Origin of the sequence: Acetobacter musti (assembly GCF_011516835.1) — a bacterium.
GTDB classification, from domain to species: Bacteria; Pseudomonadota; Alphaproteobacteria; order Acetobacterales; family Acetobacteraceae; genus Acetobacter; species Acetobacter musti.
The window spans coordinates 96,249-120,601 of the sequence record NZ_WOTB01000004.1; the positions used below are offsets into that span (position 1 = coordinate 96,249).

21 protein-coding genes are annotated in these 24,353 nt (G+C 56.8%); all 21 read left to right on the forward strand.

What is annotated here, in order from left to right; genetic code table 11:
- Positions 1–16: 16 nt before the first annotated feature.
- On the forward strand, positions 17–652 hold the full coding sequence (locus GOB93_RS04500) for an NADH-quinone oxidoreductase subunit C (protein ID WP_173582396.1): 636 nt from the start codon (positions 17–19) through the stop codon (positions 650–652).
- 13 nt (positions 653–665) lie between these two features.
- Entirely contained in the window at positions 666–1,943 is a 1,278-nt protein-coding gene (locus tag GOB93_RS04505; protein WP_173582300.1) for an NADH-quinone oxidoreductase subunit D, read from the forward strand.
- On the forward strand, positions 1,940–2,581 hold the full coding sequence (locus GOB93_RS04510) for a complex I 24 kDa subunit family protein (RefSeq protein WP_173582301.1): 642 nt from the start codon (positions 1,940–1,942) through the stop codon (positions 2,579–2,581). Before GOB93_RS04505 ends, GOB93_RS04510 begins: the two co-directional genes overlap by 4 nt.
- A gap of 11 nt (positions 2,582–2,592) precedes the next feature.
- Entirely contained in the window at positions 2,593–3,927 is a 1,335-nt protein-coding gene (gene nuoF / locus GOB93_RS04515; RefSeq protein ID WP_173582302.1) for an NADH-quinone oxidoreductase subunit NuoF, read from the forward strand.
- Between the two features lie 5 nt (positions 3,928–3,932).
- Positions 3,933–5,969 (forward strand): NADH-quinone oxidoreductase subunit NuoG, encoded by a 2,037-nt coding sequence (nuoG, locus tag GOB93_RS04520; RefSeq protein ID WP_173582303.1) that lies wholly within the window; start codon positions 3,933–3,935, stop codon positions 5,967–5,969.
- A 4-nt stretch (positions 5,970–5,973) separates the two neighbouring features.
- Complete coding sequence (gene nuoH, locus GOB93_RS04525) at positions 5,974–6,996, forward strand: NADH-quinone oxidoreductase subunit NuoH (protein WP_173582304.1); 1,023 nt, start codon at positions 5,974–5,976, stop codon at positions 6,994–6,996.
- Positions 6,996–7,484, forward strand: coding sequence for an NADH-quinone oxidoreductase subunit NuoI (gene nuoI, locus GOB93_RS04530; RefSeq protein WP_173582305.1), 489 nt, complete (start codon positions 6,996–6,998; stop codon positions 7,482–7,484). The genes nuoH and nuoI overlap by 1 nt, the downstream gene beginning before the upstream one ends.
- Positions 7,485–7,577: 93 nt before the next feature.
- Positions 7,578–8,294 carry an NADH-quinone oxidoreductase subunit J gene (locus GOB93_RS04535; RefSeq protein WP_173582306.1) on the forward strand — a complete coding sequence of 239 codons (717 nt, stop codon included), beginning with the start codon at positions 7,578–7,580 and terminating at the stop codon, positions 8,292–8,294.
- A complete protein-coding gene (gene nuoK, locus GOB93_RS04540; protein WP_173582307.1) occupies positions 8,291–8,614 on the forward strand; it encodes an NADH-quinone oxidoreductase subunit NuoK in 324 nt (107 codons plus the stop codon). The genes GOB93_RS04535 and nuoK overlap by 4 nt, the downstream gene beginning before the upstream one ends.
- A 6-nt stretch (positions 8,615–8,620) precedes the next feature.
- Positions 8,621–10,564: an NADH-quinone oxidoreductase subunit L gene (gene nuoL / locus GOB93_RS04545; protein ID WP_173582308.1), complete on the forward strand. Its 1,944-nt coding sequence runs from the start codon at positions 8,621–8,623 to the stop codon at positions 10,562–10,564.
- 46 nt (positions 10,565–10,610) lie between these two features.
- Complete coding sequence (gene nuoN, locus GOB93_RS04550; RefSeq protein ID WP_173582309.1) at positions 10,611–12,035, forward strand: NADH-quinone oxidoreductase subunit NuoN; 1,425 nt, start codon at positions 10,611–10,613, stop codon at positions 12,033–12,035.
- Between the two features lie 39 nt (positions 12,036–12,074).
- Positions 12,075–12,851 carry a biotin--[acetyl-CoA-carboxylase] ligase gene (locus GOB93_RS04555; RefSeq protein WP_173582310.1) on the forward strand — a complete coding sequence of 259 codons (777 nt, stop codon included), beginning with the start codon at positions 12,075–12,077 and terminating at the stop codon, positions 12,849–12,851.
- Entirely contained in the window at positions 12,835–13,647 is an 813-nt protein-coding gene (locus tag GOB93_RS04560; protein ID WP_173582311.1) for a type III pantothenate kinase, read from the forward strand. The genes GOB93_RS04555 and GOB93_RS04560 overlap by 17 nt, the downstream gene beginning before the upstream one ends.
- A gap of 9 nt (positions 13,648–13,656) precedes the next feature.
- Positions 13,657–15,303 carry a ribonuclease J gene (locus tag GOB93_RS04565; protein ID WP_173582312.1) on the forward strand — a complete coding sequence of 549 codons (1,647 nt, stop codon included), beginning with the start codon at positions 13,657–13,659 and terminating at the stop codon, positions 15,301–15,303.
- Positions 15,304–15,652: 349 nt separating this feature from the next.
- Positions 15,653–16,969 carry a proline--tRNA ligase gene (gene proS / locus GOB93_RS04570; RefSeq protein WP_173582313.1) on the forward strand — a complete coding sequence of 439 codons (1,317 nt, stop codon included), beginning with the start codon at positions 15,653–15,655 and terminating at the stop codon, positions 16,967–16,969.
- Positions 16,969–18,216: a lipoprotein-releasing ABC transporter permease subunit gene (locus GOB93_RS04575; protein WP_173582314.1), complete on the forward strand. Its 1,248-nt coding sequence runs from the start codon at positions 16,969–16,971 to the stop codon at positions 18,214–18,216. Before proS ends, GOB93_RS04575 begins: the two co-directional genes overlap by 1 nt.
- The gene (locus GOB93_RS04580; protein WP_173582315.1) at positions 18,209–18,901 is read left to right on the forward strand and encodes an ABC transporter ATP-binding protein; all 693 of its coding nucleotides are present in this window, start codon (positions 18,209–18,211) and stop codon (positions 18,899–18,901) included. The genes GOB93_RS04575 and GOB93_RS04580 overlap by 8 nt, the downstream gene beginning before the upstream one ends.
- An 18-nt stretch (positions 18,902–18,919) precedes the next feature.
- Entirely contained in the window at positions 18,920–19,825 is a 906-nt protein-coding gene (locus GOB93_RS04585; RefSeq protein ID WP_173582316.1) for a glucosamine inositolphosphorylceramide transferase family protein, read from the forward strand.
- 126 nt (positions 19,826–19,951) lie between these two features.
- Entirely contained in the window at positions 19,952–20,536 is a 585-nt protein-coding gene (locus tag GOB93_RS04590) for a hypothetical protein (protein WP_173582317.1), read from the forward strand.
- 127 nt (positions 20,537–20,663) lie between these two features.
- Positions 20,664–21,143, forward strand: a complete 480-nt coding sequence (locus GOB93_RS04595; RefSeq protein WP_173582318.1) for a hypothetical protein — start codon at positions 20,664–20,666, stop codon at positions 21,141–21,143.
- A gap of 181 nt (positions 21,144–21,324) precedes the next feature.
- A complete protein-coding gene (locus tag GOB93_RS04600) occupies positions 21,325–24,300 on the forward strand; it encodes an ATP-dependent DNA helicase (protein WP_173582319.1) in 2,976 nt (991 codons plus the stop codon).
- Positions 24,301–24,353 lie beyond the last annotated feature (53 nt).

The window sequence follows — 24,353 nt, forward strand, 5'->3', positions numbered from 1 at the left end:
TCAGGCCCCGGCCAGCATGCAGGCGCCGGCATCTTCCAGTCTGTCCTATCTTGCCTTTGTGCTGTCGACTTCTCTTCCGGGAATTTCTTCAGCGGCACTTGAGGGCGGCGAACTGGTGATTCGCACGCATCGCGAGCGCCTCATTCCGCTTATGCTTCTGTTGCGCGATGATCCGCGTTTCCGCTGTGAGCAGCTGATGGATCTGTGTGGTGTGGATTTTCCGCAACGCGAAGACCGTTTCGATGTGGTCTATAATCTGTTGTCTGTCAGTCATAACCACCGGGTCCGTGTGATTGTGACAACGGATGAACTGGAGCCGGTGCCTTCTGTTCACACGCTCTGGCCATGCGCGACCTGGTGGGAGCGGGAATGCTACGATCTGTATGGTGTGCTGTTCTCGGGGCAGCCTGATCTGCGCCGTATTCTGACGGATTACGGATTTGAAGGTCATCCCCTGCGTAAGGACTTTCCGCTGACCGGCTATGTCGAGGTTCGCTACGATCCCGAACGGCGACAGATCGTGCGGGAGCCCGTATCGCTGACTCAGGATTTTCGTGACTTTGACTTCGTTTCTCCTTGGGAGGGAGTTCTTACCCTTCCGGGCGATGAACGGGCGCATGAGCTGCGTCAGATCATGCAGAAGCTGAAGTGACAGGAGCTTTTTCATGACACAGACCGTCAAACAGGATCTTGAGTCCGAGCTTCTTGGTGAAGGTCGTCTTCCGGAATCTCTTCTGTCCGAAGATGTTGCTGATGATGTCGAGCGGCGCACCGTCGAAATTGACAGTCATGCGCTGAATTTTGGCCCGCAGCATCCCTCAGCGCATGGGGTGCTCAGACTGGTTCTGGAGATGGAAGGGGAGGTTGTCGCCCGGGCGGTGCCTCACATCGGTCTTTTGCATCGTGGCACGGAAAAGCTGATCGAATATAAAACGTATCAGAAAGCGTTGCCCTATTTTGACCGGCTCGATTACGCATCTCCGATGTGCGAAGAACATGCTTTCGCGCTGGCAACGGAAAAGCTTCTGGGAATTGAAGCACCGGAACGTGCAAAGTGGATTCGGGTTATCTTTGCTGAAATCACGCGGATTCTGAATCATATCCTTAATCTGACAGCGATGGGGCTCGATTGCGGTGCGGTGACACCAGCTTTATGGGGTTATGAAGAGCGTGAGAAGCTGATTGAGTTTCACGAGGCGGCGTCAGGAGCCCGGTTCCATGCCAATTACTTCCGTCCGGGTGGTGTCGCGCGAGATCTGCCAGCGGGACTTGAAGAAAAAATTGCGAACTGGGCAGAAGAGTTTCCGTCCTGGATTGATGATCTTGAAGGTCTTCTGACAGAAAACCGGATTTGGAAACAACGTACAGTCGGTATCGGTGTTTTTACCAGCGAGCAGGCTCTCGCGTGGGGATTTAGTGGACCTTGTCTGCGTGGATCCGGCGTGCCGTGGGATCTTCGTCGCTCGCAGCCTTATGATAATTACGACAAGGTGACGTTTAACGTGCCGGTCGCCCGGCACGGTGACTGCTATGACCGGTATCTCATCCGGGTCGCAGAGTTGCGTGAGAGTGTGAAAATTATCAGGCAGGGTCTGGAGCAGATTAAACCAGGCCCGGTTAAGATTCAGGATCCAAAATTTTCTGCCCCGCCACGTGCTGTCATGAAACGATCGATGGAAGCACTGATCCATCACTTCAAGTTGTTTACCGAGGGGTATCATGTGCCTCCGGGTGCGACATACACCGCTGTGGAGACGCCGAAGGGAGAATTCGGGGTGTATCTTGTGGCGGATGGCAGCAACAGGCCGTATCGATGCAAGATCAGGCCGACGGGTTTCTCTCATCTGCAGGCGATCGATGAACTTTCACGGCGGTCGATGCTGGCGGATACGGTGGCGATCATCGGATCGCTGGATCTGGTGTTTGGTGAGGTGGACAGATGAGCGACGTGAATCGCGAGCAGCCTGAGCACTTCGAATTTGACGAGATCAGCGAAGCAGAAATTACGAAAATTCTTGCGAAGTATCCTCCGGAGAGGAAAGCAAGCGGATCACTCCCCCTGCTATATGTCGCCCAGCGGCAGATGGGTCGTCAGACAGGCAGTGCCTGGGTGCCGGTTGTGGCTATGGACCGGATAGCCGAGCGGCTGGAGATTGCGCCGATCCGGGTTTATGAGGTCGCAACTTTCTATTTCATGTTCAACACGAAGCCGATCGGTCGTTACCATCTGCAGGCCTGTACGACGACATCCTGCTGGTTGCGGGGATCGGATGATGTTGTGACAGCCTGCAAAAAGGCGACGGGGATAAAGCATTTTGGTGAGACCAGTGCGGACGGACTGTTCACTCTGAGTGAAGTGGAGTGTCTCGGCGCCTGTGCCAATGCGCCGATTCTGCAGGTTGATGATGATTATTATGAAGATCTCGATGGTCCGCGGACTGAAGCGCTGATTGAGGCATTGCGTCGGGGTGAGCGGCCTGAACCGGGTCCGACGATTGACCGGATGGGGTCGGCACCGGAAGGCGGGCGTAAGGTATTGCTGGAGACGGTTCATGACGCTTCCGGTTCCGGGCAGGGGTGAGGAAAGCGGCGATGCTGAGCGATAAAGACCGGATATTTACCAATCTCTACGGTCAGAACGACTGGCGGCTCGCCGGAGCCCGCGCACGCGGAGACTGGAACGACACGAAAGCAATCCTCGGAAAAGGCCGCGATGCAATCGTTGCGGAAATGAAGGCCTCCTCACTTCGCGGGCGTGGAGGTGCCGGATTTCCGACGGGCCTGAAATGGTCATTCATGCCGAAAGGCGATGGGCCGTTACCACATTATCTTGTGATAAACGGCGATGAATCCGAACCGGGAACCTGCAAGGATCGTGAAATCCTTCGTCATGAACCACATAAGCTGATCGAAAGTGCGCTGATCGCATCGTTCGCGATGGGAGCTCACGCGGCGTACATCTATGTTCGCGGTGAGTTTTATAATGAGGCGCGTCATCTTCAGTGTGCTGTCGACGAAGCCTATGAAGCAGGTCTTCTTGGAAAAAATGCTGCCGGAACCGGGTGGGATTTTGATTTTTATATCCATCGCGGAGCTGGTGCGTATATCTGCGGAGAAGAAACAGCGCTTCTTGAAAGCCTGGAAGGAAAGAAGGGGCAACCACGCATGAAGCCCCCGTTTCCGGCCGGGGCGGGATTGTATGGCTGTCCGACAACAGTGAACAATGTTGAAAGTATTGCTGTTGCATCGACTATTCTGCGTCGTGGCGGAGCGTGGTTCGCCGGTCTGGGACGTCCGAACAATACCGGGTCGAAACTCATGGCCATTTCAGGGCATGTGAATACACCCTGTGTATTTGAGGAAGAACTCGGTGTTCCTCTGAAAGAAATTATCGAAAAACACGGCGGTGGTGTCAGAGGCGGCTGGGATAATCTGCTCGCGGTTATTCCTGGCGGTTGTTCGGTGCCCCTGCTGCCAAAGGAGATCTGTGAGACCGTTCTGATGGATTACGACAGTCTGCGCGCTGAACGTTCCGGACTTGGAACAGCCTGCATGATCGTCATGGACAAATCTACTGATATTATAAAAGCCATTGCGCGGTTCTCTCAGTTTTTCAAACACGAGAGCTGCGGACAGTGTACGCCCTGTCGTGAAGGGACGGGCTGGATGATGCGTGTGATGAACCGCATGGTCGAAGGTCGGGCCGAGATCGAGGAAATCGATATGCTTGAGCAGGTCACGCGTCAGGTGGAGGGTCATACAATCTGCGCTCTTGGTGATGCTGCAGCATGGCCGATTCAGGGGCTGATCCGTCATTTCCGACCGGTAATGGAAGAGCGGATTCATAATTACAAACAACAGCATGGCGGGGCTAAGCAGGTGCAGGTACCTGCCAGCGCTCCGGTTGCAACTCTGGCAGCGGAGTAAAGCAGATGGTCAGAGTGATCGTCGACGGTATTCCTGTTGATGTGCCTGCCGGGTCTTCTGCGCTTCAGGCCTGTGAAGCTGCCGGTAAGGAAATCCCGCGTTTCTGTTTCCATGAACGTCTGTCTGTTGCCGGTAACTGCCGCATGTGTCTTGTGCAGGTTGTGCGGGCACCCAAGCCGGTTGCGTCCTGCGGGTTTCCTGTGGCTGAGGGCATGCAGATTCTGACGGACACAGAGGTCGTCCGGAAGGCGCGGCGGGCGGTAATGGAGTTCCTGCTGATCAATCACCCGCTTGATTGCCCGATATGTGATCAGGGCGGTGAGTGTGATCTTCAGGACCAGGCATACGGCTACGGTTCCGGTATTTCCCGTTATCATGAAGAAAAACGGGCTGTGACCGATAAAAATCTCGGCCCGCTGGTCAAGACTGTCATGACGAGGTGCATTCAGTGCACGCGTTGCGTGCGGTTCTGCACAGAGGTTGCCGGTACGCCGGAACTCGGGGCGGTCTCGCGTGGCGAGAACGTGGAGATTACCACCTATGTCGAGAAAGCTCTGACCTCAGAGCTTTCGGGAAACCTGATTGATATCTGCCCGGTCGGGGCTCTCACATCAAAGCCTGGTGCATTCCAGGCCCGCCCATGGGAAATGAAGAAAACTGACGCGATTGACGTCATGGACGCAGTCGGGACGAATATTCAGATCCAGGCGCGCGGAGGTGAAGTCAAACGGATCGTTCCGCGGGTTAATGATGATATCAATGAAGAATGGCTCTCCGATAAGGGACGTTTTTCGGTCGATGGTCTGAAGCGTCGGCGTCTCGACCGGCCCTGGGTGCGGGTACACGGTAAACTACAGGCCGTATCGTGGCAGGATGCATTCGTCGCTATCGCACGGCGCCTCAATGGTGTGCCTGGTTCACGCATTGGTGCAATTGTTGGTGATCTGTGCGAGGCAGAGAGCATCATGGCATTGCGTGATCTGATGCTGGCTCTAGGTTCGCCGAATCTCGACTGCCGTCAGGACGGCGCGCTGTATGATACATCCAGCAGGTCACGTTATATTTTCGCGAGCGGTATCGCCGGCATTGATGAGGCTGATGCCCTGCTGGTGATCGGCGCTGATCCGCGGCATGATGCACCGGTACTGAATGCGCGTATCCGTAAGCGCTATCTGGCGGCGGGACGCAGTGGTTTCCCGATTGGTGTAATCGGCGATGTCGGTGCTGACCCGACCTGGGCCTGCGAACGCCTCGGTGACGGGCCTGGTGCGCTTCGTGACTTTGTCGCTGGTTCACATGCTTTTGCAGAAATCCTGAAGAACGCAAAGAAGCCGATGATAATTATCGGTCAGGAAGCGTTAGCTCGTGAGGACGCTGCAGATGTACAGGCGCTTTGCACTCAGCTTGCGGAAAGCGTCGGGGCCATTGCTGAAGGATGGAATGGTCTGAATGTTCTGCATACGGCAGCTTCTCGTGTGGCGGGACTGGATCTCGGTTTTCTGCCGCGCCCGGGTGGCCGCAGTGTTCGTGGCATGCTGAGCGGCGGAGTTGACGTTTTGTGGCTGCTTGGCGCGGATGAGTTTCCCGTACATGCAATCGGTCCTGAGACATTTGTGATCTATCAGGGTCATCATGGTGACGCCGGGGCGGCCCGGGCCGATGTAATTTTGCCGGGGGCTGCCTACACGGAGAAATCAGGTACCTGGGTGAATACAGAGGGGCGGGTTCAGCGAGGTTTTCAGGCTGTATTTCCACCGGGTGAAGCCCGGGAGGACTGGCGTATTCTGAGGGCAGTTTCCGAGGTCCTCGGGCATACGCTGCCCTATGACACGCTGGAGGCGCTCCGTGAGAGGTTGCGTCTGGGGAATGATGCCGAGGCGGTGCAACCGGATGTTCCGGGTGGCCAGAGCGGCCTTGATGCACGTCCTTTCACATCCCTTACACAGGGATATTACCTGACAAATCCGATCAGCCGGGCCAGTCCGACGATGAATGAGTGTGCACGCGTTCACGCACCGCACACGGCTGTAGCGGCGGAGTAAGAACGTGGCGCATTTTTTCTTCGATACGGTTATCGGCCACGTCATTCTGATCGTTCTTGAGGCGCTGGCGGTGCTTGTGCCGCTGCTTATTGCGGTCGCTTACCTGACGCTGATGGAACGTAAGGTCATGGCGGCGATGCAGCTTCGCCGCGGCCCGAATGTGAACGGTATTTTCGGTCTGCTCCAGGCTTTCGCCGACGCGATCAAGATGATCACGAAGGAGACGATCATACCGTCGGGTGCGAACAGATTTCTGTTTCTTTTCGCGCCGTTTCTGACGTTTTCGCTGGCAATGGTGGCGTGGGCTGTGGTTCCGACAGGAAACGGGCTTGCCGTCGCGAATATCAATGTTGGCATTCTCTATCTGCTGGCGATTTCGTCACTGGGTGTTTACGGCATCCTGATTGCGGGCTGGGCGTCGAATTCCAAGTACGCATTCCTGGGCGGTCTTCGTTCAGCGGCGCAGATGGTTTCGTATGAGGTTTCGATCGGACTGGTAATAGTTTCGGTTCTCCTAGCTGTCGGCAGCCTGAACCTCAACGACATCATCCTGGCGCAGAGGCATATCTGGTTCTGTGTGCCGATGTTTCCGATGTTCATCGTCTTCTTCATTTCGGCGCTTGCTGAGACGAACCGGGCACCGTTCGATCTGCCGGAAGGCGAGAGTGAACTGGTGGCGGGATTTTTTGTCGAATACTCTTCGCTGTCCTTCGGCCTCTTCTTTCTGGGTGAATATGCCAACATGATCCTCATGTCCGGCATGGTCAGCATCCTGTTTCTCGGGGGCTGGCTGCCGCCGCTCGGAATCGCGCCGTTTACATGGATTCCCGGCCCCCTCTGGCTGATCGCCAAAATTATCTTCTGTCTTTTTGTCTTTATCTGGACGCGTGCGACTTTCCCCCGCTACCGCTACGACCAGCTTATGCGCCTTGGCTGGAAAGTCTTCCTGCCTGTCTCGCTGCTCTGGATGATTGCGACAGCCGGGTTCCTGCTCGCGACCGGACTGTTGCCGCAGGGAGTAAGCTGATGGCCGGCATGGATCGTGCACTGAAGGCATTTCTGCTGACCGAAATCGTCTCCGGCATGGCGGCGACGTTCAGGACGATGTTCAAACCGAAAGTGACCATCAACTACCCTTACGAAAAAGGCCCGTTATCGCCTCGTTTTCGTGGAGAACATGCGCTGCGCCGGTATCCAAACGGAGAAGAGCGCTGCATTGCCTGCAAACTGTGCGAAGCGGCTTGTCCGGCGGAAGCTATCACGATTGAGGCTGAGCCGCGCGATGATGGTTCGCGGCGTACCACGCGTTACGACATCGACATGACGAAGTGTATTTATTGCGGCCTCTGTGAGGAAGCGTGCCCGGTCGATGCCATTGTTGAAGGGCCGAACTATGAGTTCGCGACCGAGACGCGTGAGGAGCTGATGTACGACAAGGAAAAGCTGCTCTCTAACGGAGACCGCTGGGAGAGTGTGCTGGCGCGGAGGCTCGAACTCGATGCGCCTTATCGCTGAGCCGCGACTTTTCATGACGGATCATTCCCGCCCGGATTTTTCCGCACCTGTTATCCTGAAGGATTCTGTCCTTCGTGCCGGAGGAGAACCGGAATGATTCAGCTGGTTTTCTATGTCTTTGCCACTGTGCTTGTCGCTTCAGCGGCAATGGTGATCAGTGCGCGCAATCCGGTTCACTCGGTCCTGTTTCTGATTCTGGGCTTCTTTAACGCGGCGGGTCTTTTCCTCGTTGCCGGAGCAGAATTCCTCGCGATGATCCTGGTCATCGTTTACGTGGGCGCTGTTGCCGTGTTGTTCCTGTTTGTCGTGATGATGCTCGACATCGATTTCACGAAGATGCGGGAAGGGTTGCAGCGTTATGCTCCTTTCGGGGCTGCGGTTGGCTGCGTTCTGTTTGCGGAACTGGTGATGGCCGGCCTGCACTGGGTCACATCGCCGGCAGTGCCAGCGCCGATCACGGGCGGTCTCGGTGAGCCGGGTGGTCCAATGACCAATACGGCCGCGCTGGGGACCCTGATCTACACGCATTATATTTTGCTGTTTCAGCTTTGCGGTCTGATTCTGCTCGTCGCAATGATCGGTGCGATTACATTGACGCTGCGGGAGAAACCAACGGGACGTCGTCAGCGGATCGACAGGCAGCACGGCCGTATGCGGGAAGATACGCTGGAGATGCTTGATCTTCCGCTTGGCAACGGAACGACCGCCAATGGTGGCTTTCTACGCCCACCGGGATCGTACTACGACACTGCTGTTCCGGGGTCTTACGGGATTCCGTCGTCAGACAGCGGAGAAGGAGAGGCGAAATGAATTCCGCGATCGCCCAGATCGGACTCGGTCCGTTTCTGACCGTCAGCGCGGCACTCCTGGTGCTCGGTGTGTTCGGTATTTTCCTGAACAGGAAAAACATCATCATCATCATGATGTCGATGGAACTGATCCTGCTTTCGGCGAATCTTAATTTCGTGGCGTTTTCCGGAGCCTTCGGTGACCTCTCCGGTCAGGTGATGGTCCTGTTCACCCTGACGATCGCGGCGGCTGAAGCGGCGATTGGTCTCGCCATCCTCACTGTCTATTTCCGCAACCGTGGCTCGATTCAGGTCGAGGACGTTGCGACGATGAAAGGCTGAGCGGACATGCAGGCGGCACTGATCCTTTTCGCGATTGCCGTGCTGGCGCCGGCCGGTGGTGCGGTCATCGCCGGGCTGGCGGGGCGTCGCATCGGCGACGGCCCGGCCCAGGCGGTCACCATTCTCTTCATGGGTATGGCGACGCTCTGCAGCTACGGCGCGCTGATGGGCGGCATGGTCTCCGGCGGAATGCCGGGCGTCGCGCTTCTGGCGCACTGGGTCGACGCCGGTTCATTCCACGCGAACTGGGCCCTACGGTTCGACACGCTGTCGGTGACGATGACAGCCATGGTGCTGACAGTGTCGCTGCTCGTCCACATCTACAGCTTGGGGTACATGGCGCACGACTCAATGCCGCGTTACCGCTTCTTCTCGTACCTCTCGCTGTTTACGTTCGCGATGCTGATGCTCGTGTCATCGAACGATCTGATCCAGCTGTTTTTCGGCTGGGAAGGCGTCGGTCTCGCGAGTTATCTGCTGATCGGGTACTGGTATAACAAACCCTCCGCTACCGCTGCCGCGATCAAGGCATTTGTCGTCAACCGTATCGCCGATCTGTTTTTCCTTGTGGGAATCGGCCTGATCTTCGTGACATTCGGCACAGTTCAGTACGACGATATCTTCGCCATGGTGCCTGATCAGGTCCAGACGGGCTATCAGCTCTTCGGCTCGACGCATTCGATCTTGGAAATTATCGCGACCCTCCTCTTCATCGGAGCAATGGGTAAGTCCGCGCAGCTCTTCCTGCACACATGGCTCCCGGACGCGATGGAAGGCCCGACGCCGGTTTCCGCACTGATCCACGCCGCAACGATGGTCACGGCTGGCGTCTTCCTGATGGCGCGCATGTCGCCTCTGGTGGAGTTCGCCCCCGACACCCGGATCTTCATCGTTCTGATCGGCGCCACGACCTGTTTCTTCGCCGCAACCGTCGGCATGGTGCAGCCGGATATCAAGCGGACGATCGCTTATTCCACCTGCTCCCAGCTTGGCTACATGTTCATGGCCGTGGGTGTCGGCGCCTACCAGGCAGCCGCATTCCACCTGACGACCCATGCCTTCTTCAAGGCGCTGCTGTTCCTTGGCGCCGGCTGCGTCATTCATGCCGTGCATGATGAGCAGGATATGTTCCGCATGGGCGGCCTGTGGAAAAAAATCCCTGTCACCTATGCGATGATGTGGATCGGCAGTCTCGCGCTGGCGGGTGTGTTTCCCTTCGCGGGATACTGGTCAAAGGACGCAATCCTGAATGCGGCCTGGGTCTCACATAGCGGTGTCGGCACTTATGGCTGGATTATGGGTACAGTCACGGCTTTCATTACCGCTTTCTATAGCTGGCGTCTGATTTTCCTGGTGTTTCACGGCCAGCCCCGTGACGTACATCTGCATGAAGGCGCGCATGAAAGTCCGCCTGTCATGCTCGTGCCGGTCGTGCTGCTGTCGCTCGGCGCGATCGCCGCCGGCCTAGCGCTCGTCCCGTTCTATATTGGTGGCAGGCAGGCGGCATTCTGGGGGGGGGCAATTTTCAATGCGCCCGGGAATACGGTTATCGCGTCACTTGAGGACGTTCCGATGCTGGTCGGACTGATGCCGAGTGTCGTCGGACTGCTCGGAATCGGTGTGGCCTACGTGTTGTATATCGCGCGTCCGGAGCTTCCTTCCTCGCTCGCCGCGTCTTTCCGTCCTGCGTATCTGTTTCTGCTCAATAAGTGGTATTTCGACGAATTGTACGACCACATCTTTGTTCGTCCTTATCGCGCGATTGCACGGTCGCTGTGGAAAGGGGTCGATGAGGGAATGGTCGAGAAAGTTCCTGTCGGACTTGCCCGGGTGACCTGGGACAGCGCGGTTGTCGCGACCCGTACTCAGACCGGATCGATTGCGGTATATGCGCTGACGATGCTGGTCGGGCTGGTGGTTCTCGTAACCACAGTGGTGTTCTTCCAATGACAGAATTTCGGAAACTTTTTAGTGCTGGCATCGGGGAGAATAGGCGATGAACTGGTTACTCAGCCTGCCGGAGCTGGTGCTGGCATTATGTGCTCTTGTTATTCTTGCGGCGGGCGTGCTGCAGAAGAAGGACGAGGCATTCCTGCCGTGTGCGATGCTCAGTATCGGTGCGTTTGTGGTCACCGGTTTCCTGGTGGCCGGGGAGCAGGATGGCATTGCTTATAACGGCATGTTCGTAGTTGACGCATTTTCACGATTCATCAAACTGCTGGCTATTATCGGTGGTGTGGCGGCGATAGCATTGTCAGTTGGTTACTCAGACGGGCGGCGCAGGCTGCCATTTGAAATGCCGGTCCTCGTGCTGTTCTCGACGCTCGGTGCGATGGTGATGGCATCGTCCTCCAGTCTGATGACCCTGTTCGTCGGGCTCGAATTATCCTCCCTGTCGATTTATGTTCTCTGTGCGACTGAACGTGATCGTCCGGCGGCGGCGGAGGCCGGATTGAAATATTTCATTCTGGGGTCGCTGGCGTCAGGGCTGCTGCTTTACGGCATGTCGCTGGTTTACGGTTATGCCGGTACGATGGATTACGCTCCGATTGCGGCAGAAATTAACAACTCGGGTATAGTGCCTCTCGGACTGGTGATCGGCACAGTATTCATCATTGTCGGGCTGGCCTTTAAACTTTCCGCCGTGCCATTCCATATGTGGACGCCGGACGTTTACCAGGGGTCTCCCACGCCTGTGACGGCGTACATGGCTGGAGCGCCGAAATTCGCGGCTTTCGCTCTTATCCTGCGTATTATGAGTGGCCCGTTTGGCGCAATGTCATTGCGCTGGCAGCTCCTGATAGAAGTCATTGCGGCTCTGTCGATGCTGTTTGGTTCTTTTGCCGCTATTCCACAGCGCAATATCAAACGGCTGATGGCTTATTCTTCCATAGGTCATATGGGTTACGCCATGATGGGGCTGGCGGCCGCATCTCCTGCCGGAACCACCGGGACGCTGGTTTATCTTTCGGCCTATCTGGTGATGAATGCCGGGACGTTCGGCGTTATCACGGCAATGCGGCGTCGTGGTCATGAGGTAACGGAAATCTCGGATCTGGCCGGGCTGGGACGAAACAACCCCTGTCTTGCGCTGATTCTTGCGGTCTGCATGTTCAGTATGATCGGAGTACCTCCGATGGCCGGGTTCTTTGGCAAGTTCATGGTCTTTGCGGCGGCGTGGCACGCTGGCCTGTATCCTCTGGTCGCGGTCGGAGCGGTCTCAGCGATTGTCGGAGCATTCTATTATCTGCGGCTGGTGAAGGTGGTTTATTTTGATCCTGCAGTAGCGCCATTCGACCGGCCAGCGCCTTCTGTGTCGTTCGTTTCTGTCGCGATGGGGCTTGCAACGGTGCTGTTTCTGATTGGTCTTGGGCCGATCAGCGCTGCGGCTCAGGCTGCGGCTCAGGCGCTTGCCAGTTAGAGCATGATACCCCGGCATGGGGCTGGAAACGGAAGACCGGTGATATCAGAGCCGTCATCGTGGCGTTTCGAGTGTTATGATGAACTGCCGTCTACTTCGGATGCCTGCATAGAGCGGGCCGGAAAAGGCGAGGCTGACGGGCTCGCGATTCTGGCGCTCAGCCAGACCCGGGCTCGCGGGAGTCGGGGACGTATATGGGCTGATCCGGGTGACAGCCTGGCACTTTCCGTGTTGCTGCGGCCTGATGATACAGAGCGGGCCGGTAATACATTCTGGGCGTTTATCGCGGCGGTGGCGTTTTATGACGGGCTGGCGAACGAGAGTATTTCGCATCGACTGCGTATCAAGTGGCCAAACGATGTGCTGCTGGATGGGCGCAAGCTGGGAGGATTGCTCGTCGAGGTTGACGGCACTCCTGCGGAACATGTTGTGATTGGCTTTGGTGCCAATCTCGTGTGCTCACCGCGGATCAGTGGACGTCACCTCGCCTGTCTGGCGGAGCATGTACCCATATGCGATCCGCACATTATCGCGCCGCGTATTCTGGAGCGCCTGACGCACTGGAGACGTATCTTTCAGCGGGATGGTTTTGACGTAATAAAGCGAGCCTGGCTTGCCCGTTCGCTGCCGATCGGCTCGCCTCTTGTGGTCAGTGACGGAAAAACCTATTCTCACGGTCTGTTTATGGGCCTGGGTGAGGGCGGGGAACTGCTTCTGGATCGGGAAGGGAAGCGGGAACGTTTTGTGACCGGTGAAATTTTTTATGGTGATTTCTCGTTGAGGAAAATGGAAGCCGATTGTGCTTCTGGTCATTGATGCCGGTAACACGAACGTTGTCTTCGCTGTCCATGATGGTGAGAGATGGCGTGGGTCGTGGCGCATTTCGATGCAGACTCAGCGTACAAGCGACGAATACGCTGTATGGCTGAGGATGCTGCTTGAGATCGAAGGGCTGTCGGCGACAGATGTCTGTCATGCTGTCGTTGGTACCGTCGTGCCTGCTGCCCTTTATCACTTACGGCAGGTGTGCCGCCGGTATTTTGGGGTTGAACCACTGATTGCATCGGCTCGTCTCGACTGGGGGTTCCGGATTGCACTCGATAATCCGGGAGAAATCGGGGTGGACCGGCTGCTGAACGGGCTGGCAGCGCATCGGATGTATGGCGGTCCGCTGATCGTCATTGATTTCGGGACTGCGACTACATTTGATGTGGTGGGCGGGGACGGAAGTTATCAGGGGGGCGTTATCGCGCCGGGGATCAATCTCTCGGTCGAAGCGTTGCACAGTGCGGCGGCACGATTACCACGAATCGGTGTGGGGCGCCCTGAAGGCGGGCTGGTCATTGGGAAGAACACGAACGCGGCAATGCGGTCTGGTGTGTTCTGGGGGTATATAGGGCTGGTTGAGGGGATTGTTGAGAGGATCAGGCGGGAGTTTGGAGCGCCGATGAAGGTGCTGGCGACCGGTGGTCTGGCTCCGCTCTTCTCGGAGGGAACCAGCGTTTTCGAGCATATCGATTCGCAACTGACGATCAACGGACTGCGCTTTCTGGCCGAGAGGAATCCCGAGCCGGTTCTGGGCCATGACAGAGACCATTCAATAGAAGGATAATTTTCAGAAATGACAGAAAAGGACGGCGGTCTTGCCTTTCTGCCTCTTGGCGGAACGGGTGAGATTGGCATGAATCTCAACCTGTACAGGCTGGACGATACATGGCTTGCAATCGACTGCGGAATCGGATTTTCGGGAAACGACACGCCTGAGGCCGAGATTCTGACGCCGGATCCGACATTTATCATGGAGCGGCGCGAGAAGCTCGCTGGTCTGGTCATCACGCATGCACACGAAGATCATATCGGTGCCGTTGCACATCTCTGGACACGACTGCAATGTCCGGTCTACGCGACGCCTTTTGCCAGTGTGGTGTTGCGCCGCAAGCTGGGAGAGGCCCGGCTGGATCAGAAAGTTAAGATCCATACGATCAGATGTGGCGGCCGTTTCAATGTCGGGCCATTCGATATCGAGTTCATCCCGGTTACACATTCCGTGCCTGAAGCGCAGGCCCTTGCAATACGGACGGCGCACGGTCTGATTGTTCATACGGGCGACTGGAAGCTTGATCCAACGCCGCTTGTCGGACCGCCGACGGATATTGAGCGGCTTCGTGAGATCGGTGACGAAGGTGTCCTTGCGCTGGTTGGTGACAGTACGAATGTCATGACGCAGGGTCCCTCGCGGTCTGAGGCCGAAGTTCGGGAGGGCATGACAGCACTGATCGGCTCTTTGAAGGGGCGTATTGCTGTTACCTGTTTTGCGTCCAATGTTGCGCGTGTGGAGACGATCGCTATGGCGGCGCAGGCGGCTGGTCGCACCGTGGTGCTGGTCGGGCGTTCACTGCGAAATCTCGACGTCGCGGCGCGTGAATGCGGCTATTTGTCCGGTGTGCTGCCGTTCCTGGCCGAGCAGGAGGTGAATGACCTGCCGGATGATCAGGTTGTGATGATCATTACGGGGAGTCAGGGTGAGCCTCGCTCGGCATTGTCCCGTATTGCGTCGGATGTTCATCCGAACGTGGCGCTTGGTGAGGGTGACACCGTTATTTATTCCAGCCGTATGATTCCCGGTAATGAGCGGGCGATCATGCAGGTGCAGGATAACCTCACGCGTCGTGGTGTAACGGTGCTGACTGACCGTGATGCGATGGTTCATTGTTCCGGTCATGCGACCGGGGACGATGTCCGGACGATGTATGATCTTATCCGGCCGCAATATGCGGTTCCGACGCATGGCGAGTGGCGTCATCTGACTGCTCATGCGGCACTTGCGCAGGAAAAGGGCATTTCAGCGATTTTGCTGGAAGATGGCGATATCCTGAATCTGGCGCCCGGTGCGGTTGAGGTGATTGATACGGCGCCGACTGGTCGCCTTGCTGTGGACGGCAACAGGCTGCTTGCCATGAACGGCGACGTTCTGGCAGCACGACGAAAGATGCTTTTCAATGGCATCGTTCTTGCAAGTTTTGCGGTGGATGATGAAGGCTATGTGATTGGTGAACCGAAGGTCAGCGCTCCCGGTCTGCTTGATGCTGATGAGCCGGAAAGTATTCGCGTTCGTGAAGAATTTGCCAACGCAATAGACGAAATTCCGGATGAATTGCGGATGGATGATCAGTCATTCCGTGAAGCTGCGAAAACGGCTCTGCGTCGTGCGCTGGGTCGGAAGATTCAGAAGCGTCCGCTTGTGGATGTGCATGTGCTGCGGGTCTGACATTGATAAAAATGAGAATGGCGCTCCGATAATCCGGAGCGCCATTCTCATTTAGTGATCGTATTTTTCTTATTCTTATTTCATATAAATCTACCACTATCTGCCTTCGATGCAAGCAGGCATGTGATCACAAGCCGGTGTGTGTGATGGTATGCACAATGATGCTTGCATCGGGGGTCGTCGTGGGAGATAGGCGGCTTACGAACCGGGCAAAACATGCCGGTTAATGACGCCTGACCTGTTTATGCCGGTCACGGATGACTCGCCGACGCATTGCTCTTCACGTCGTCATGCGTTTCCATCTGGCCGGTATCCGCCGGTTCATTTTTCAGGGACGAGAATCGCCATTATGCGCCTGTCACGCAGTTTTCTGCCTACCCTTAAGGAAACACCTTCTGAAGCCCAGATTGTCTCGCACAGGCTGATGCTGCGGGCGGGGCTGATCAGGCAGACCGCATCCGGAATCTATGCATGGCTTCCGGCAGGGCTTCGCGTGCTGCGTAATATTGCTCAGATCGTCCGGGAAGAACAGGACGCGGTTGGCGCGCAGGAAGTGCTGATGCCGACACTGCAATCAGCTGATCTGTGGAAGCGTTCAGGTCGCTATGATGCTTACGGGCCGGAAATGCTGCGTATCCGGGATCGCCACGAGCGCGATCTGCTTTATGGGCCGACCAATGAGGAGATGATTACGGATCTCTTCGGTCAGGGCGTGAAATCGTATAAGGAACTGCCGCAGGTTCTTTATCATATTCAGTGGAAATTCCGCGATGAAGTTCGTCCGCGCTTTGGTGTGATGCGTGGTCGCGAATTCCTGATGAAAGACGCTTACAGTTTCGATGTCAGCTATGAGGCGGCCGTAGACAGCTATCGTCGTATGATGCTGGCGTATCTGCGCACCTTTCAGCGTCTTGGCGTGCGTGCAGTGCCTATGGTTGCCGATACCGGTCCGATCGGAGGCGACCTTAGTCATGAATTCCTGATTCTGGCTCCCACGGGCGAGAGCGGGGTGTTCTATGATGGCGAACTGGAGACGCTTGACTGGCTCGGCGAGCCGGTCGATGTCGCTGACAGGGTTTCACTCGACAAGTTCTTCTCGAATGTGACGTCCTACTATGCGGCGACCGATGAAAAGCACGATGAAGATGCCTGGGATCAGGTGCCAGGCGACAGGCGCCGTGAGGGGCGCGGCATCGAAGTCGGGCATATTTTCTATTTCGGCACCAAATACACAAAGGCAATGGATATTTCCGTCGCGGGACCGGAAGGTGAGGCGATATATCCGGAAATGGGATCATATGGCATCGGCGTCTCGCGTCTGGCGGGCGCCATTATCGAGGCCAGCCATGATGAAGCCGGAATTATCTGGCCTGACAGCGTGGCACCCTTCAAAGCGGTGATCATCAATCTGAAAGTTGGGGACGCAACCTGTGACGCGCTGTGCGAGACGCTTTATGCGGCGGCCCCGGAGCAGTTTCTCTATGACGATCGTACGGATCGGGCTGGTGCGAAATTCGCTGACGCGGACCTGATGGGGCACCCGTGGCAACTGATTGTCGGACCGCGTGGAGCGAAAGAGCAGAAAGTAGAACTGAAGCGCCGCGCGACAGGGGAGCGCTTTGAACTGCCGGCCGATGAGGCGCTGGCCAGAGTCATCAGTCGCTGATGTTCGGATCATTCGAGCGTGCCGTTGCCGCCCGGTATCTGAGGGCCCGGAAGGGTGAGCGTTTTGTCTCGGTCATCGCGATTTTTTCCCTTGCCGGTATAGCGCTCGGTGTAGCAACACTGATCATCGTCATGGCGGTGATGAATGGATTCCGTTCCGATCTGATGGGACGTATTCTCGGGCTGAACGGCGATCTCACGCTCTATGGTGTGACGCGTTCAATCACGGATTACGAAGATGTTGCAGCGCAGGTTCGCAAGGTGCCCGGTGTCTTGAGTGCCACGCCGCTGCTTGAGGGGCAGGTTCTTCTCAGTGCCGGACCTTACAGTGGGGGTGGGGTCGTTCACGGCATGACACGCGAGGGTCTGCTGGATCTCAAAGCGATCAGTTCTTCGATTATCGCCGGTTCTCTTGACGATTTTCAGGGTGATGATGCGATCGCAATAGGTGTGACGCTGGCGGACCGCGCCGGATTGTCGATCGGGTCAAAAATCACACTGGTTTCGCCGAATGGCGCCGCGACAGCATTCGGGACAATACCGCGCGTGCGGGCTTACCGGGTCGTGGCAATCTTTGACGCCGGTGTGAACGATTACAACGCTGGCTACGTGTTTTTGCCCCTGCCAGCGGCACAGGTGTATTTTCAGAAACCTGGAGCCGTATCTCAGATCGTTGTTATGACGTCGGATGCGGAAAATGTCAGGCCCGTTACGCGGGCGATTGAGCAGACGCTGGGTGATCCCCGTATCCGGGTTCTGGACTGGACGAGCAGCAACAATGCCTTCTTCGGAGCGGTTCAGGTCGAGCAGAACGTGATGTTTCTGATTCTGACCCTGATTATTCTTGTGGCAGCATTCAATGTCATTTCGTCTCTTATCATGATGGTGAAGGACAAGACGGCTGACATAGCGGTGTTGCGGACACTCGGGGCTACACGCGGAGCAATCATGAGGATTTTTCTCATGTGTGGTGCGTCAGTGGGCGTTACAGGAACAATTCTGGGTACGCTGACCGGGGTCGTCTTCTGCGAAAATATCGAGCGTATCAGACAGGTTCTTCAGAAAATAACGGGAACAAATCTGTTTAATCCAGAGGTGTATTACCTGGAGCATCTGCCTGCGAAACTGGTCTGGGGACAGGTTCTGGAAGTAATCGCCATGGCGCTGATCCTCTCCTTGCTGGCCACGCTCTGGCCGTCCTGGCGTGCGGCCCGGACGGACCCGGTGGAAGCGTTGCGTCATGGTTAAAGCGGCAGGAGAGGTGGTGCTGCGGTTGCGCGACGTAGCGAGATCTTATGTCAGTGGTGATGAGACACTGCACGTTCTTCGCGATATCAGCTTTTCTCTGTGCGCCGGGGAGATTGTCGCGCTTGTTGCACCATCCGGTACCGGTAAATCCACACTGCTGCATATTGCCGGGTTGCTGGACCGGCCAGACAGCGGGACTGTCGAGATCAGTGGCCGCGATTCCGGGCGCCTTGCCGATAATGACCGTACGGCAGTGCGCTGTTCGGAAATTGGCTTTGTGTATCAGTTTCATCATCTGCTTGGTGAGTTCACCGCCCGCGAAAACGTTATGCTGCCTCAGATGATCGCAAAAAAATCACAACGTGCAGCGCGCGCGCGCGCGGACAGGCTGCTCGGGCTGTTCGGACTTGATCACAGGCTGGATCATCTTCCTGGCAAACTGTCGGGTGGTGAGCAACAGCGTGTTGCAATCGCGCGCGCACTGGCGAACGAACCTTCCTTGCTTCTGGCGGATGAGCCGACAGGCAACCTTGATGTGAAAACTGCTGATATCGTCTTCGATGAACTGTTGCGGGCCGTCCGTAGCTCGGGTCTCGGCGCGTTGATTGCAACGCATAATGACGATCTGGCTGCCCGGATGGATCGCGTGGTGACATTGCGTGACGGAACGCTGGCAGAACTTTGACGAAGGAATGGGCGCGTTATGCCATTCATGCGGACCGATCTGTGGCGCTGCGCTGCGGTGCATGCGCCTGTCCGGGACCTGGTGTCAGCAGGGACACTGGAAGGCCGGTCAGTCTCCTGGCTGAATGACACGCATTCTTTCCGCTTTCTGGCTGATCCTTTCGGATTCTGGCGCGACGAAATCCTGCATGTCTTCGCCGAAGCCTATGATTATCGTGACCGGCATGGGCGAATTGATCATCTGGCGTTTGATTCCGATTTGAGGCTTCTCGGGCGTCAGACGGTCCTGAGTATGCCGTGGCACCTTTCCTACCCTGTGATTATCGAGGATGCCGATGACATTTTCATGCTTCCCGAAGCGTGGAATTCCGGAACGTTGCAGCTTTATCGCGCAGTTTCTTTTCCGGCGAGATGGGAGCCGGTTACAGACTGGTTATTTCCGGTGGCGGCTATTGATGCTTCTCCGGTCCTGTATGACGGTTTATGGTGGATGTTCTTCTCACCGCCGGGAAATAAGCAGGAAAGACAGTCATTACTGTGTGCCGCCTGGGCGGAAAAGCTGACGGGGCCATGGTATCTGCATCCGGGAAATCCTCTGCGCCGCGATCTGGCTTCGGCGCGACCAGGTGGAACGCCGGTTGTAACGGCAGCGGGTCTGGTGCTGCCGACTCAGGATTGTTCGCGCACTTATGGCGGCGCGATTTCTCTGCTGACCATAACTGATCTTGCACCCGACAGATTTCAGGCTTCTGTCAGCGGTCATCTTGCCGCACCAGCTTCTTTTGCGCCGTGGATAAGCGGGCTTCACACACTTTCAGGCGCAGGGCCGGTTACCCTGATTGACGCGAAACGCATCAGTCTTTCGCCCGCCAGGCACCTTTTTGATCTGCGACGCACAGTCGGGAAGCCTTTTCTGAAGATATGAGTCAGAAAAGATCCGGCACATTCTTTTCTTTGCCACGACATAATCTCTGGGACAGCGATAGTAACTTCATTGTTGTCATATACCGGGCTGTCCTGCCCGTTGAGGATGCTGTGAGGAGAGAAAGGTGTGCCGTTCTTTGTAGGTTTTATGGGACTCGTGATCGACGGCCCCGCGGATATTGCGAGTGAGGCAAGCGGCGATGGTTACGTGCGGCAGCCGGTCAGCTTCACGTCACCGGGTGATGGCAGGCTGACCAGAGCCATTTCTTCATCCTATAGTTTCGGGCTTGCGACGGAGGACTGGGGACTTGTAACCGGTATTCGTATCTATTCCAGTCTCATAGCTGATGCATCTCCTGTTGCATCATGGGGCGTAAGGCCGAAGATGATCGCTGCAGGACAGACATATACGGTGCCTGTTGAAGCATTGTCGCTTCTGATCGAGACACGAGAAGTCTTTGCAGCCGACGATATTCTTGGTCTGACCGCAGATGGCGCAGAGGTTATTGCCGGTCAGACGCTGTCAATTGTGGATGGCGTTCTGATGCTGGCCTCTGCTTCCGGAGGCGGTGACGGATCCGGGGCGCTTACGCTGGCGCAGCTGAATGTAATGATGTCGCAACTGCTGCAGAGTTTGCCACAGGACGATCCGGGGGACGGCACATCACTGTGGCTCAACTCTGATCTTCTCGCGCTTTCTCAGAAAGGGTGAATATATAGATGCGGGTCATGTATATTATCCGTTTCTGTACATGATTGCCTGAATTTAACTAAATGCATCTGACTTTTATTTTGAAATTCATTTTGATCTCTCTTTATATTGATAGAAAGTTTCATGCATGGACGAAGAACGTCATCTTTCGATAACGGATCAACTGGCTGGCATTTCTCCTATTATGCCGGAGACAGGAGCTGATCCGCGTGAGTTCGCAGCCCGGAATGCTGCCGGTCCCATTGTATCGTTTCTGACCGAATCCCAGATTGCCGGTTCCGCCGGCGGAAGTTCAGGAGTGCCGTTGAACGTCGTGACGAAGCCGGGAGCCAGACTGACGCTGGCGTTCGCCGCAACAGGCGACATCACATGGGACGTAACTCCTGACACGGCACTGACTCTGACACTTGCTGGCGGCACAACGGGCGTTTTGCAGCGGCTGACGCTGATACTCCGGCAGCCTGCATCAGGAGGATTCACTGTAACGTTGCCCCCGGCAAAATATCAGGGGGGTGTGACGCCTGTGGTCAGCACGATTGCCGGACAGACCACGGTGATTACATTTATGACTGACGATGCAGGTACGACGATTTATGGGGGCGTGTGAGGCATCAGAACATTGTCGAAGAAAGGGCTGAATACGGACTGTACGCATTAATATGCGAATATCGCCGATTAGCCAGTTTCCGGAAAAGCGGGAGTGACATCTCTGCTTTCATAATGACCTGACGATGCAGCCTGATATATGCCGATTGCGGCAGGGCGATCTTCGTCTAAACTCGGACTGAATGTCGCCGGTAACGCCTTCTCCTCATGATGCACCAGCCCTCATCGCAGGGCATGGTTTTTTTTCCTGTTTGACGCAGGATGGCGAAGTGTTGTCGCTCGACAGAGAGATGGCGCGGCGCTTCGTGGAACGGGAAGACGCTCTGCTTGTCGTACATGCCCCCGCCACAGCCAGAATGTTGGGAGTATCGGCGCCAGGCCAGCCTTCACCATGGTTTGACCTGCTTGAACTCTTCGCTTTCGTCCATCCTGCACGTCCGGTTGTGCCGACATCACGTGGTCTGGCGCTCGCGCTGGATATCGATGATGTTGCCGACGGACGTATTGAAGCCGGTCTGCTGCCACGCCTCGTTGCGCGACTGCTGACCGATCTGGGACGAGTAAGGGGAACGGAAGAACAGGAACTGGTTTCAGCGCTGGCGGTACGTCTTGCGAGGGCAGGATGGATCTGGGGCCAGGCGGTGACGGATGTGCTTGGTGTGAGCGCGCCGCTGCCGAAGGAAGTCATGCAACCCGGCGATGCTCTGCGTATATGGCGTAATCTGCCAAAATGGGAAGAAACGGCGCGTCGGCCTCCGCCGGGATCAAAGCCGGTGACGCCGGCCGAGGCGCGTACACGTTTATCTTTGCTTCTTGGGACAAGCGCCGAAATCCGCGTCGGACAGGCTGATTTTGCCGATGTGGCGACGACAGCTTTCGCTCCCCGGGAAAGTCCCGGCCTGCCACAGGTTGTGCTCGCCGAGGCCGGGACGGGTACCGGCAAGACGCTTGGATATATCGCGCCGGCAAGTGTCTGGGCAGAACGCAATGGCGGTGCTGTGTGGGTCAGCACTTACACACGACATCTTCAGCGCCAGATCGAAGCGGAGACGGCCCGGCTGTATCCCGATGCAGCGATTCGACGTCATCACGTCGTCGTCCGCAAGGGGCGTGAAAACTATCTTTGTCTGCTTAACATGGAAGAGGCCGTAAACGTGGCTCCCACACGCGGGAACGCCGCGGTGATCGCGCTCGCTCTTCTGGCGCGGTGGGGAGTGACATCAGCGGAAGGGGATCTGTTTGGCGGTGATCTGCCAGGATGGTTCGGGGAGATATTTGGTCATGGTGTCGTCTTTGCTGTGGCAGACCGCAGGGGAGAATGCATTCATGGGGCCTGTCCGCATTACCAGCGCTGCTTTGTCGAACATTCGATCCGGCGGGCGCAGGAGGCCGATCTCGTTATTGCCAACCATGCATTGGTAATGTCACAGGCGGCCTGGGCACAGATACAGGGTGTACATGCTGTGGAACGGGGAGATCCGGACGGTGGCGGCCAGCAGAAAAAGGAAGCGGTTCCGGACGAGGATGGTTTGCCGACACGCTATGTTTTCGATGAAGGTCACCATCTCGCTGATGCAGCAGACAGTGCATTTGCACTTGAGCTTTCAGGGCTCGAGGCAGCGGAGCTGCGGCGATGGCTTCTCGGTGCCGAAGGCAGCCGCTCGCGGGCGCGCGGGCTGAAGCGACGGCTTGACGATCTGGTTGTCGGTTTTCCGCGCCTTGAAACACCTCTTGACGCGGCTCTGCTGGCCGCGAAGGCTCTCCCCGCTCCGGGCTGGTCAGCACGTCTCCGGCCAGATGAAGAGAAAGAGCCGGTAGCTGAAGATTCGGAGCCTGTGACCATGTTGCCTGCGCTTTTGTTGCCGCTTCAGCAGGTTGTATCCGAACCTGTGACGGTCAATCCCACTGAGACTTTTCTCAGACTGCTGCGTGAACAGGTTCAGGCCCGCACACCGGGCTCCGGGCGCGAACGGTACGGCAGCAGGGAATGTGACCTTTATCCGCTAATTCCCGGTCTCGGCGATGCGGCAACGACGCTTGCACGGGCGCTGGGCAGGATTTCTGAACCGTTGAGAACATTGGTCTCCCGTCTTGAGGAGCGGTTGCGCGAGGAAACGGAAACACTTGATTCGACGTCCCGTGGGCGAATCGAGGCCATGATCCGTACAATCCGGCGCCGTGCCCTCTCCCGGCTGGACGGATGGGTGGCCATGCTGGCTACGGTCGCTGAACCTCAGAACGGTGAGATCACGCCCCGGTTCATCCGGTTCATCCGGACAGAAACCAGAGAGGGACAGCGGCGTGGCGAGCAGGATGTCGGATTGCACCAGCACTGGCTTGATCCGACTATTCCTTTTGCGGCTGTCGTCGCGGCACCAGCGCACGGACTGCTCATTACCTCTGCGACGTTGCGTGATGAGACGGGATCGGTCCGGGAGGGCGAGGCCGAACGAATCTGGGAGGCGGCAGAAGCGCGCGTGGGCGCAAATCACCTGCCGATGCCAGCGCTGCGTGCGGCGCTGGCCAGTCCGTTTGACTACGCGTCGCAGACACGGGTTTTCCTGGTGAATGACGTTGCACACGATAATCTCGATGCTCTCGCCGCCGCCTATCGCACCTTGTTTCTGGCGTCCGGCGGCGGCGGTCTGGGGCTGTTTACAGCGATCGAAAGGCTGCGCGGAGTGCATCGCAGAATCGCCGCGCCGCTGGAGGAAAACGGCATTCCACTCTACGCGCAGCATGTTGATGCAATGGATAATACCACCCTGGTCGATGTGTTTCGAACCGAAACGGATTCCTGCCTTCTGGGCACGGATGCCATGCGGGACGGGGTAGATGTGCCTGGCCGCGCTTTGCGGTTGGTGGCATTTGAACGTGTGCCCTGGCCGCGACCGGATATTCTGCACCGGGAGCGCAGGATGCACCTTTCTCATGGAGCGCCCGGAGTTTATGATGACAGAATTGCCCGTCTACGTCTTCGGCAGGCTTTCGGGCGTCTGATCAGAGCCCGTGATGACAGGGGTGTATTTGTGTTGCTGGACCGGCGGACACCATCGCGTCTTCTGGGTGCGTTTCCAGCCGGTGTCGCGCCGAGGCGAATGGGGATTGCGGCGGCCGCAGCGGAAATACGGACTTTTTTCGCAGAACGGGACGACTGAGAAAATAGCGTCTTGGCAGCCCCGGACTATGTTTAACCTGATGCTAAATCTTC

Bases quoted from the DNA above. Each gene is read 5' to 3' on its own strand.
- GOB93_RS04575 (WP_173582314.1), top strand. From the start codon at position 16,969: ATGTTCGGATCATTCGAGCGTGCCGTTGCCGCCCGGTATCTGAGGGCC.
- proS (WP_173582313.1), top strand. From the start codon at position 15,653: ATGCGCCTGTCACGCAGTTTTCTGCCTACCCTTAAGGAAACACCTTCT.
- GOB93_RS04535 (WP_173582306.1), top strand. From the start codon at position 7,578: ATGATTCAGCTGGTTTTCTATGTCTTTGCCACTGTGCTTGTCGCTTCA.
- nuoG (WP_173582303.1), top strand. From the start codon at position 3,933: ATGGTCAGAGTGATCGTCGACGGTATTCCTGTTGATGTGCCTGCCGGG.
- GOB93_RS04600 (WP_173582319.1), top strand. From the start codon at position 21,325: ATGTCGCCGGTAACGCCTTCTCCTCATGATGCACCAGCCCTCATCGCA.
- GOB93_RS04595 (WP_173582318.1), top strand. From the start codon at position 20,664: ATGGACGAAGAACGTCATCTTTCGATAACGGATCAACTGGCTGGCATT.
- GOB93_RS04500 (WP_173582396.1), top strand. From the start codon at position 17: ATGCAGGCGCCGGCATCTTCCAGTCTGTCCTATCTTGCCTTTGTGCTG.
- nuoN (WP_173582309.1), top strand. From the start codon at position 10,611: ATGAACTGGTTACTCAGCCTGCCGGAGCTGGTGCTGGCATTATGTGCT.
- GOB93_RS04565 (WP_173582312.1), top strand. From the start codon at position 13,657: ATGACAGAAAAGGACGGCGGTCTTGCCTTTCTGCCTCTTGGCGGAACG.
- nuoK (WP_173582307.1), top strand. From the start codon at position 8,291: ATGAATTCCGCGATCGCCCAGATCGGACTCGGTCCGTTTCTGACCGTC.
- GOB93_RS04585 (WP_173582316.1), top strand. From the start codon at position 18,920: ATGCCATTCATGCGGACCGATCTGTGGCGCTGCGCTGCGGTGCATGCG.
- GOB93_RS04505 (WP_173582300.1), top strand. From the start codon at position 666: ATGACACAGACCGTCAAACAGGATCTTGAGTCCGAGCTTCTTGGTGAA.
- GOB93_RS04510 (WP_173582301.1), top strand. From the start codon at position 1,940: ATGAGCGACGTGAATCGCGAGCAGCCTGAGCACTTCGAATTTGACGAG.
- nuoI (WP_173582305.1), top strand. From the start codon at position 6,996: ATGGCCGGCATGGATCGTGCACTGAAGGCATTTCTGCTGACCGAAATC.
- nuoF (WP_173582302.1), top strand. From the start codon at position 2,593: ATGCTGAGCGATAAAGACCGGATATTTACCAATCTCTACGGTCAGAAC.
- GOB93_RS04580 (WP_173582315.1), top strand. From the start codon at position 18,209: ATGGTTAAAGCGGCAGGAGAGGTGGTGCTGCGGTTGCGCGACGTAGCG.
- nuoL (WP_173582308.1), top strand. From the start codon at position 8,621: ATGCAGGCGGCACTGATCCTTTTCGCGATTGCCGTGCTGGCGCCGGCC.